Source organism: Pseudomonas sp. DWP3-1-2 (genome assembly GCF_049896285.1).
Lineage (GTDB): Bacteria > Pseudomonadota > Gammaproteobacteria > Pseudomonadales > Pseudomonadaceae > Aquipseudomonas.
On sequence record NZ_JAFCTZ010000005.1, the window covers coordinates 314687 to 324781 of the forward strand.

10 protein-coding genes and 1 rRNA gene are annotated in these 10095 nt (G+C 54.8%); 4 read left to right on the forward strand and 7 right to left on the reverse strand.

The window, feature by feature from the left end:
- The first annotated feature begins 22 nt into the window (after positions 1-22).
- The 4 genes from flgA (at position 23) to ACP7B0_RS14895 (ending at position 2613) form a co-directional block, all read left to right on the forward strand.
- Positions 23-781 (forward strand): flagellar basal body P-ring formation chaperone FlgA, encoded by a 759-nt coding sequence (flgA, locus tag ACP7B0_RS14880; RefSeq protein WP_426142165.1) that lies wholly within the window; start codon positions 23-25, stop codon positions 779-781.
- A 170-nt stretch (positions 782-951) separates the two neighbouring features.
- Positions 952-1272 carry a flagellar biosynthesis anti-sigma factor FlgM gene (gene flgM / locus ACP7B0_RS14885; RefSeq protein ID WP_426142184.1) on the forward strand — a complete coding sequence of 107 codons (321 nt, stop codon included), beginning with the start codon at positions 952-954 and terminating at the stop codon, positions 1270-1272.
- 48 nt (positions 1273-1320) lie between these two features.
- Complete coding sequence (locus ACP7B0_RS14890; RefSeq protein WP_426142166.1) at positions 1321-1785, forward strand: flagella synthesis protein FlgN; 465 nt, start codon at positions 1321-1323, stop codon at positions 1783-1785.
- Between the two features lie 81 nt (positions 1786-1866).
- Positions 1867-2613 carry a flagellar brake protein gene (locus ACP7B0_RS14895; RefSeq protein ID WP_426142167.1) on the forward strand — a complete coding sequence of 249 codons (747 nt, stop codon included), beginning with the start codon at positions 1867-1869 and terminating at the stop codon, positions 2611-2613.
- Positions 2614-2718: 105 nt separating this feature from the next.
- Here the strand turns inward: ACP7B0_RS14895 and ACP7B0_RS14900 are convergent, their stop codons facing one another.
- The 7 genes from ACP7B0_RS14900 to rrf all read right to left on the reverse strand — a co-directional run bounded on the left by ACP7B0_RS14900 (position 2719) and on the right by rrf (position 10094).
- Positions 2719-4107 carry an MFS transporter gene (locus ACP7B0_RS14900; protein WP_426142168.1) on the reverse strand — a complete coding sequence of 463 codons (1389 nt, stop codon included), beginning with the start codon at positions 4105-4107 and terminating at the stop codon, positions 2719-2721.
- Positions 4108-4160: 53 nt separating this feature from the next.
- Complete coding sequence (locus ACP7B0_RS14905; protein WP_426142185.1) at positions 4161-5402, reverse strand: glutamine synthetase family protein; 1242 nt, start codon at positions 5400-5402, stop codon at positions 4161-4163.
- A gap of 434 nt (positions 5403-5836) precedes the next feature.
- Positions 5837-6559: a TylF/MycF/NovP-related O-methyltransferase gene (locus ACP7B0_RS14910; protein WP_426142169.1), complete on the reverse strand. Its 723-nt coding sequence runs from the start codon at positions 6557-6559 to the stop codon at positions 5837-5839.
- On the reverse strand, positions 6556-7422 hold the full coding sequence (locus tag ACP7B0_RS14915) for a hypothetical protein (protein WP_426142170.1): 867 nt from the start codon (positions 7420-7422) through the stop codon (positions 6556-6558). Before ACP7B0_RS14915 ends, ACP7B0_RS14910 begins: the two co-directional genes overlap by 4 nt.
- An 80-nt stretch (positions 7423-7502) precedes the next feature.
- Entirely contained in the window at positions 7503-8195 is a 693-nt protein-coding gene (locus ACP7B0_RS14920) for a sensor histidine kinase (protein WP_426142171.1), read from the reverse strand.
- Positions 8192-9796, reverse strand: coding sequence for a response regulator (locus ACP7B0_RS14925; RefSeq protein WP_426142172.1), 1605 nt, complete (start codon positions 9794-9796; stop codon positions 8192-8194). Before ACP7B0_RS14925 ends, ACP7B0_RS14920 begins: the two co-directional genes overlap by 4 nt.
- 182 nt (positions 9797-9978) lie before the next feature.
- Positions 9979-10094, reverse strand: a 5S ribosomal RNA gene (gene rrf / locus ACP7B0_RS14930).
- Between the last annotated feature and the right edge of the window lies 1 nt (position 10095).

The window sequence follows — 10095 nt, forward strand, 5'->3', positions numbered from 1 at the left end:
CGGCCTTTGCTTTTTATACGTTATGAACGCAAAAACGACAATTTCCCGACACATTTCATTCAGAAAACGTAGCTTAATCCGTGCGATGGCAGTGCTGTGCCTGTCATGCCTGACCAGTTTCAGCCGCGCTGACGCTTTTACATTGCCTGAACAGCTTATCGGCGTCACTCAGGGGTTTCTTGAATTCACCGTTGAGGACTATCTGGCGAGCAATCAAATCGAAGGCCGCTATGAGGTGGAAGTCCGGCAGCTGGACCCCCGGACACGCATGGCGTACTGCGACAAGGACTTGACAGCCTCGCTGGAAAGTTCCAAACCCATTGGGCGGGTCAACGTCAAAGTACGCTGTGAAGGATCGTCACCCTGGGCGGTGTTTGTCCCGGCGCAAGTTCATCTGTATCGCGACGTCGTCACGGCCGTACGGCCGCTCAAACGCGACAGCGTCATCAGCGAAGACGATGTAGCCCTGCGAGAACGTGACATTGGCCAGCTTGGCCAAGGGTTTCTTTCGTCGCTGGATCAGGCCATCGGGCAGAAAACTCTTCGACCGACGGTAATAGATCAGGTTCTTTCACCCAATTACCTGGAGCAGCCTCAATTAATCCACAAGGGCGATCAGGTAGTGATTATCGCGCGCAGTGGCACACTCGCGGTGCGCATGCCGGGTGAAGCCTTGTCGGATGGGGGGTTCAATGAGCAGATACGGGTACGCAACCTCAACTCCAAACGCGTCATAAAAGCCAATGTCACTGGCCCGGGACAGGTGGAAGTGCCTATGTGAGATGACCGGCCGCTGGTAGAGAACGCTAGTTTTTTCTAGACTGCGAAACAAGTCCCCCGATGTGAGGTCCATTCTCACGTGCGTTTCACATGCATTTCGCATTTGGACTAAAGTTTTTGCGGATCTGGTCGAAACCATGGCAAGCGTCCAAATACCCAGAGGTTTTAATCATGGTCATTGATTTCAGCAGGCTGAACAACACGCCTTCTATAGGCGGTACATCGCGCACCAGCAGCACCAAAGAAACAGGCAATACCGAGGCGACGGTACCTACTGGCGTATCAGCTGAAAAAGCTGGCATTACTGGAGAATCCGTTCATTTGAGCGGCGAGGCTCAGCAGTTGAAAAAGATCACTGATACGTTACGCGACCAACCCGTAGTCAATAGCGCCCGGGTGGCGGAATTGAAGCAGGCAGTTGCGGACGGCAGTTATCAGGTAGACAGCAACCGAGTGGCCAGCAAGCTGCTCAACTTCGAAGCCCAACGCTAGCCCACCGCTGGCGATGGATTTCTGGACGCTTAAAAACCAGAGCATGCGATGCAAGACACTACTTTGCTGCAACTGATCACGGATGATTTTGTCCCTGCCCGGCAATTGCTGGAGCTTTTGCAGGCAGAATCATTAGCCCTTCACGGCCGCGACATGGTCGAGATGGAGCATATCCTGGCGAAAAAGCAGGCCATGGTGATTCTGCTTGAACAGCACGGCCGCAAGCGCAGCCAGTTGCTGGCCGCCATGGGCCTGAGCCCGGACCGCAAAGGATTGGTCGAACTTGCCAGCCATTCGTCAGTTGGGGACGAACTGCTCAAGGCCGCAGACGAGCTGAACGCGTTGATTCTCCAATGTCAGGCCGCGAACCAGAATAACGGAAGCTCGATTCAGCTCCAGCAAATCAATACGGCTCATCAGCTTAGAATCCTCACGGGCGATACGCCGACGTTGTATGACAGTCGCGGCTCGACATCGGGGCGGGCCAAGCCACGTCCGTTAAGCCAAGCATAATTTCTGTATCAAGGCGTCTTGCATGCTGGCAAAATGCCCGTTAATGCATTGCTGTCGTATCTTGCCTGGAGATGGAAAAAAGTGAACGGCTCAAGCGCGGACGATGCTCCGCAGCCCCCAAAGGTTTTAACTACGCCTTTGGAAATTGCCGCCAACCTGCGGCAGCTACTTGATAGTCATGATCCGTTGATCATTACCTTTCATGAGCGCACCCAGCGTTTCCAGAGCTACCTGGTTGAGGTGGATCGTGAGACCAACACTATCGGTCTGGACGAAATGATCCCCCGTGACGGTGAGCGCTTTCTTATGAGCGGCGAACCTTATCGAGTCGAAGGTTTTCACGACGGCGTCCGTATCGCATGGGAAGGCGGCGGGCACATGACGCTTGTGGAAAGCGATAACCAACGCCTGTACCGGGGGCCCATGCCTGCGGAAGTGGTCTACCACCAACGTCGTAACGCGTTTCGTGCTGCCCTCAAACTTGCCTCACTGGTCAACGTCGAAATCGGAGGTGACAGACTCAAGTCGCCTCTGAGTGGAAAATTGCTGGATATCTCCGCGACAGGCTGCAAGCTGCGTTTCGAGGGGGATGTTTCAGAGCGTATGCAACTGGGTCAGGTTTATGAGCGCTTTGCTGCGTACTTGCCATTTGGCACCATGACTGCGCCTGTTGAACTGCGTCACCTGCACTTTGAAGAACGCGTCAACACCACGTTCGCAGGCGTGCGCTTTCACAACATGAGCGGGTTGGTACAGCGTCAGGTCGAACGCTTTGTCTACCAACTGCAGCGCGAAGCGCGCAGGTTCGACAAAGACGACGACTTCTGACCAGCCTTCCGACTATAAAAAAGGCGATTACGCATGATGCGCAATCGCCTTTTTTTGTGGATCAACGATTAAAAAGCAGGCGTAGATCAGCCTGCGAACCCCGCCTCATGGGCGATTGATTTCCTCTGCCTCAGTGTTTTCGCGCTCTACTGCCGGCGTTATGTCGGCCTCCGATGACTCAGTCACTACCGACTCAGACGACTCTTCCGGCATGGTTTCCGGCTCTGCGGTCGCAGTCTGCATCTGCTCCTGAACGACTTGCTCGTCCACGCGTGGGTCAAGTGCTACGACCAGCGGCGAGCTGGACATGCTGTCAGGCATCGCCACGTGGTGCAGAGGCGCGTTGTCCACCTGATGCATGTGGGTCACCGCCTTGGGCCGGATAAGGACTACCAGGATCAGCCCGGCAAAACTGACAAACGCATAAAGCATATTGCCGCCGAACATCTTCATCATTACGCCCGCTGCCAACGGACCGATGCTCGCGCCGATACCGTAGGTCATCAACAGCATCGCCGTCAGCGAAACACGGCGCTCGCCTTCGACGTGGTCGTTGGCGAAGGCCACCGCCAACGGATACAGGCAAAACTGCACCAGCGACGCGACAAAGCCAATGATGAACAGCGCCTCAATGGGCACGCTGGGCAAAATAGCCAACGGCAACGCTGCCACGGCCAGAGCCCCCGCGAAACCACGCATCAGCTTCGCTCGGTCATAGCGGTCCGACAGCAATCCCAAAGGCCACTGCACCAGCAAGCCGGCGAGAATACAGAACCCCATGAACAAGCCGACCTGCTCGGTAGACAGCCCCTGCTCCGCCGCATACACCGGCGCCAAACCGTAAAAAGAGCCGATGATCAATCCGGCACCCAACACGGTGGTCAACGACTGCGGGACACGTCCGATAAAGAAGCGTGGCTCCAAGGGTGCTGGACGCATGGGTGCCGGGTGGATGCTGCGGGTCATGGCCACAGGCACCAGGCACAATGCAAAGCACAGGGCAACCAGCATCAGCAGCTCAAGGCCCAATTGCGGATGAACCACCAGGACCAATTGACCCAGCACCAGCCCGAGGTAGGACGCAATCATGTAGCCGCTGAACACCTTGCCCCGCTGCTTGGCCTCTGCCTGTTCGTTTAGCCAGCTTTCGATGACCATGTATTGGCACATCATGCCCAGGCCGACAATCAACCTCAGAAACAGCCATGCGGGCAGATTATCAATCAAACCGTGGCCCAGCACCGCTGCACCGACGATCCCCGCACAGGTTGCATACGCACGAATATGACCGACCCGGCCAATCAGCCGGTGACCAATCTTGCCACCCAGCACAAGTCCGAAATAGTTGGCGGCCATCAGCGCACCAACCCACAGGCTATCAACCTGATCAGCCGCCAGTCGCAAGGCAAGGTAGGTACTGAGAAGACCCGAGCCGATCAACATCATCAGCGAAGCAAAATAAAGCCCTTGAAAAGATTTCCAGATTTGGCGCATCGACTTTCCAAAATAAACAGTCACCCGCTCGGGTGACTGCAAAACAACAGTTCTTAAGCCTGGGAGGCTAGAACACGCCGCTCCCAGGGAGTAATTTCATCGGAGAAGCTGGTCAGTTCCATAGTCTTCGACGCGATGTAGCCTTCGATGAACTCATGACCAAACAGTTCCTTGGCCAGATCACTGCGTTTCAGACGTTCCAGGGCGGCATGCAAGGTACATGGCAAAGACAAATGATCCGGAACATCAATTTCCCCTTGAACCGCAGCCTCCGGTTCAAGCCCGTGCTCAATGCCATAAAGCCCGGCGGCAAGGCTCGCGGCGATCGCCAGATACGGGTTGGCATCTGCTCCAGGCAAGCGATTCTCGACACGCCGTGCCTCTGGGGCACTGGCCGGTATACGCAGGCCGGCAGCACGATTGTCATGGGACCAGCAAGCGTTATTGGGCGACGCGAAAGGATGATAAAGGCGCTGGTAAGAGTTCACGTTCGGCGCAAGCAACGCCGCGAAATCCGCCATGCAAGCCTGCTGCCCACCCAGAAAATGCCGAAACATCGGTGTCGGTAAACCGTCGTCTGCGGTAAACACATTACGACCCGAGCCTGAATCAACGACGCTTTGATGAATATGCATCGAACTGCCGGCTGTGTGTGCCAGCGGCTTGGCCATGCACACGGCGATCAAGCCATGCTTGAGCGCTACTTCCTTGAGCAAGTGCTTGAACAGAAACGTCTGGTCGGCCAGCAGCAACGGATCGCCATGCCAAAGGTTGATCTCGAACTGACTCACACCCATTTCATGCATGAACGTGTCACGAGGCAAACCCAGGGCACTCATGCATGCATATACCTCGCTGAAAAATGGCCGCAAACCATTATTCGAGCTGATGCTGAAAGCCGAAAATCCCTCTTCCCGGCGCCCGTCCAGCCCCGCGGGCGGCAAAAAGGGTCGGCTCGGATCAGGGTTGGGCGCGAAAACAAAAAACTCCAGCTCCGTGGCCACTACCGGCGCAAGACCCAGCTCGGCGTAGCGGGCGATCACTGCCTTCAACTGGCCTCGTGTCGAGAGACTGCTGGACTGCCCGCTTAACTCATCGGCGTCGCAGATCGCCAGTGCTCGAGGTTCTGCGCTCCACGGCAGCCGATGAATCTGCAGAGGGTCGGCAATCAATGCCAGGTCACCATCGTCGCTGCCGTAAAAGCGCGACGGTGGATAGCCGCCCATGATGCATTGCAGCAATACACCTCGTGCCATCTGCAACCTGCGACCTTGCAGAAACCCCTCTGCGGTCATCACCTTGCCACGAGCAATACCATTCAAATCGGGAGTGACACATTCAACTTCATCAATGCCCATCAATCGCTGAGCGAGTGAACTGTGGCCATCGCTGGTCATGACTCGAATCCTTCGTCTTTGTGCAGGCCGACTCTGCGGCGAGGCGTACAAAATACGCACCAGTCGTTCAGAATTTCAAGCACACAATACTCGGCCACCTGTTTTCAGAGAACCGCTACAGCGATCAGGCGCCATAAGGCCATTGGCGCTGGACCTCCAACGGCTGAAAATTCGGAGCCTCAGGTTTTCCAGGGAAGTGTCAGGCGTTACGGGGCTGAGTACCTAAAAAACGAATCTGGATGAGGCAGCAGCGGCCTGGCTGGGCACCCGACTCGCCGGGGGACTCATTCTGAACGCCTCGACGCATAGGTCGAGGAGCCAGAACAACGTGATTAGATCCGGAAGTAGCCAACACACGAGTCAAACGGCAGGCGTTTGAGTTCTACCTTGTTCAGATCCAGCACTTCACGCAGTGCGCTCGTTTCACCTGGAAAGTTGCGGTAGGCAACTTCGTCCAGCACCACGATGGCACCTTTAGGCATAAACGGCAGGAAAGTTTCCAGAGCCACTTTCGTCGAGGAGTAAAGATCGGTGTCGAGAATCAGCATTGCCACAACCAGATCCGGCCGCGTCTTGGGGAACGCCGGAACGGTCTCCATGATGTCACCTTTGATTATCTCGCAACGTGGAATACGGTTGACCGGGCGCACCAGGTCGTTGGCATCGATCATGTCCTGAATGATGGACTCATCAGTATCCGAGAACATGTTCTCATTGATGTCGGCCGGATCCTCTTTAGCATCGATACTCGCAAAGCCAGAGAATGTATCAAAACCGATGATGGAGCGATTGATCGCATAGGGTTCCAGAATCATCGACAGTTGCATGTAGAGCATCAGCGAGTTGCCTTTGTACACGCCGCACTCGATGATGGCGCCCGGAATATCCTGGACCATTTTGAATAATTCAATGCGCGACAATGCAGCGGTTACGGCAATTCGGTTGGCGAACACAAAAGGGGCATCAGCCACGTATTGAGAATCGACCCGCTTGAGTACGTTGGCACGCTTTTCGTTGTACTCAGCCTCGGGGCCCGTTAGGCGACGCTTGGTCATTGGTTGACTCCCTGAAAATGCGAAAAATCGCTGACATGAATGAGATCCTTGAATCCTGCTTCGGTGTCTTTAACGCCACTATCGACATTGACTGCACCGTTTCCGGCAAGCAGATCTCCAATATGAACAAGCCGAAAGTCGATGCTGTAACGGGTCTGCTCCGTGTAATTCGGCACGGTGCCATGAAGATGCGAGCCCGAAAAAGTAATAATCTCACCCGCGTTCGCAGCAATTCGGACTTCGGAAAGCGTAGATACCTCTTCAAGAGGAACCGGGTGAACGCGAACCTCCTCTGTAACGTTATCCTTGGCGAGCGAACGCTGGACATTGATCCAGTTGGACAGACTCCATTCGGCGGAAGAGTTCTTTACCGGTGTGGAGAAGTAGGCAGGGTTGATCATCATCGTCTGGTCCGGCTGGATTGTATAAACCGGCATCCACGTGTTGATCTGACACGCCAGGCTGCCGTACCAGCTATCCCGATGCGGTTTATAGGCGTAACTGACACCGGCGTGAAGGTAGTTGTAATTGGGCACAACACGAATGCGTGGTACATCAAATAGATAGTCAGCGGGATCGGCGCCTATTTCCAACACGAAACGCTGGATCATTTCCTTGACCTCCAGGCAGTTGGTGAACTGTCCCTTGAGGCGCGTGACGAGCACGACGAATTCTTCAACAGGCATCATCGTGTGCAACGCCTGATGATGGGTCTCACCATCAAACGCCCGGGTAATGCAGTGCCGGGCAAAATCGCACAGAGCGGCAGGCGCCTGAAGGTCCGTATTCAAAAAAATGTCGCCGGAATACACTCTGTTCCGAAAGTCTTTTTTGTTCTGCAACTGGTTGATATACAAGTCCACGATTGCCCTCCTGAATTCTCGCGCTTAATCAATAATCGGCTGGAGCAAGACAAACTTAAGCATGGCCAGCGGCCACCCATTCAAGGCAGGTGAATGCTGAATAGCGCCCCACCGAGACTGCCACCATTTGCGATTTCGATTCGCCCCCGAACGCCGCTCCGCTCATGTCGCTCGGCAATTCGCGCGGCAAAATAAAGGCCCAGCCCGGTACTGCCGCTCGCTTGATTGATACCCTGCACATAGTCCGCCTGGTGCTCGATCATCTTCTGTGGGTATCCGAGACCGTCGTCGTTGATGGAAATAACGAGCGATCCGAGTTCTTCTCGCACGGTTATCAGCACAGACCGACGCGCAAAGCGGATGGCATTGATGATGATGTTTGCGACAACCGAGCCGATCAGCTCCCGATCAAAGAACCCTAGCGGGTTGGACCTGTTCATCTCGAAGATCGCGGTGATCCCGCGGCTATTCAGGACTTCCTGATGAAGCGCCAGTTGAGCCTCGATAAAGTCATCCAGTTCGTGATAATCCGGACGTAGCGGCAGCTGGTTGACCCCTAACTTATACAAACCGAGCAGCTGCACCAGCATTCCATTCAGGTTGGCGAATTCATAGTCGATCACCCCATGCTCGGGCGTATTGCGCTGAGCATCGGTCAACCGACCTGACCACTGGCCATGGGCCTGCATCAAAGCCGCGAGGGAGTTCTTCATGTCATGCACCGTGGATGCAATCACCATGGAGAAATCAAGACCGGTATTCATTTCGCTCATGCGCCGAATGCCCTGCTTTGTAATTTCTGGAATCTTTCATATCGCGGATCACTGTCGGGCATGTTTCCGACCATTTTCAAACACGCCTGACACTCTTGTAAGTTGCCAGCGTCTGGCTGTGCACTTTTGGTATGCAGCAACGACTGCGCCAGGTTCAACGCGATACTTATGTTCTTGGGTTGCAATGCCAAGGCACTGCGGAACAGCTCTCGAGCTTCAGGCAGATTGCCAGCCTTATAGCACCGTACGCCTTCCAGATTGAGGTCCATGGCAGCCTTACCAGCCCCCAGGATGGAGGGGTCATCGGTCTGCTTTGCAATGTTTTGCATGACGCGCGGGTCATCCCCATAGATCTCGGCGCAACTCCTTAGTACGCCGGAACCCGCGTCCTCCTGCCCCAGCTGTTGCAACTGAGCTGCAACGGCCAAGGCTGCGTCGGCACTCAGAAACTGCTCCATACCTTGCAGCCGCCCCATCGCGTCGGCAGTGAGCTTCGCTGCCGCTTCAGGATCTGAAACCTGCAGACTGGTCGCCTTCATCAGACGGGTTCGTACTTGAAGGCCTTGATCGTTGCCATGCTCCTTGGCAACCTCACTCAGCGTCTGATTCAGTTCTACCCTGGAGCGCGAATCCAGCCCTTGATCACCATTCTTGCTGATCAACGCCTGAGCAAAGCCCAAATTGGTTTCCGGATCCTTGAAGCGTGAATGCTGCCCTTGTGCAACAGCGTTTCGATAAGCCTTCGAAGCGCTGTCAAAGTCTTCATTATCAAGAGCCAGCTTTCCCAGCAATCGCTGACGCCGCACCGCCAACGGTGACAGGCGCACAGCGGCCTCAAGCACCTCTTGTGCGCGCTTGGTATCGCCCCGCGCAACCAATACGTCGGCGAGCCCATCATAGAGCGCGGGCATGGTAGAAAAAGCCTTCAGGGCTTGTTCAAAAATCAGCTGAGCCTCGCTGACCTTATTGCGCGTGAACAACAAATTACCCAGTGCTGCATAGGCCCAGGGCGTCGCGCGGTCAGCCAGGATATTTTTGAGAAAGGTGTCAAGTGCGTCGTGCTGACCGAGATCTCGCAGCGCATCCGCCTTGTAGCGCAAACATAACGGCGCGTAGCGTTGATCCTGTTTTATGAGATCGTTACAAGCCGCCAATACTTGTGCAGCGTTGCCTTGATCCAAAGCCTGCAGGATTGGTTTGAGCAAGGTCTTGCGCTGCACAAGCTTTTCAAGTCGCTGGGCAAGACCCGCACGGTTGAACGGTTTGGTCAGATAAGCGTCGGGTTCCCACTCCAACGCGCTCATCACCATCGCCTGGCTGTTCTCGGCGGTGACCATGATGAACACACTTTCGTGGCTCAACAATTTATCGACCATCAAGTCTTCAAGCACATGCTGACCGTTTTTCTTACCGTCGCCGAGATTGAAATCATGCAGGACAAAATCGTAGCGTTTCTGGGCACACATGCGCAGCGCCTGCTCGCCCGTGTCTGCAGTGTCTACATCCTTGACACCTAGCTCGCGCAACATCGACCTGACGGAACTCCGAAAATCAGAGAAATCATCGACGATAAGAAAGCTTTTTTGGTTGTACGCCAGCATCGAGATTCCTGTCGCGAGGAGTCAAAAAAAGGTTATTCCCAACGACGATGCAAGAAAAGGTCCATCTTGGCGACGTGCAGTACTTTTGGCTTTGGATTGCAGGAAAGTCTCAGGAACTGAATTTTTCGAGCGGACAAACAAAACCCCTGAACGCGTAAGCGATCAGGGGTTCTGGAATTTAATCTTGACGATGACCTACTCTCACATGGGGAAACCCCACACTACCATCGGCGATGCATCGTTTCACTGCTGAGTTCGGGATGGGATCAGGTGGTTCCAATGCTCTATGGTCGTCAAGA

Excerpts from the sequence above, each read along its gene's own strand:
- flgA (WP_426142165.1), top strand. The coding sequence starts at position 23 with ATGAACGCAAAAACGACAATTTCCCGACACATTTCATTCAGAAAACGT.
- flgM (WP_426142184.1), top strand. The coding sequence starts at position 952 with ATGGTCATTGATTTCAGCAGGCTGAACAACACGCCTTCTATAGGCGGT.
- ACP7B0_RS14890 (WP_426142166.1), top strand. The coding sequence starts at position 1,321 with ATGCAAGACACTACTTTGCTGCAACTGATCACGGATGATTTTGTCCCT.
- ACP7B0_RS14900 (WP_426142168.1), bottom strand. The coding sequence starts at position 4,107 with ATGCGCCAAATCTGGAAATCTTTTCAAGGGCTTTATTTTGCTTCGCTG.
- ACP7B0_RS14905 (WP_426142185.1), bottom strand. The coding sequence starts at position 5,402 with ATGACCGCAGAGGGGTTTCTGCAAGGTCGCAGGTTGCAGATGGCACGA.
- ACP7B0_RS14910 (WP_426142169.1), bottom strand. The coding sequence starts at position 6,559 with ATGACCAAGCGTCGCCTAACGGGCCCCGAGGCTGAGTACAACGAAAAG.
- ACP7B0_RS14920 (WP_426142171.1), bottom strand. The coding sequence starts at position 8,195 with ATGAGCGAAATGAATACCGGTCTTGATTTCTCCATGGTGATTGCATCC.
- ACP7B0_RS14925 (WP_426142172.1), bottom strand. The coding sequence starts at position 9,796 with ATGCTGGCGTACAACCAAAAAAGCTTTCTTATCGTCGATGATTTCTCT.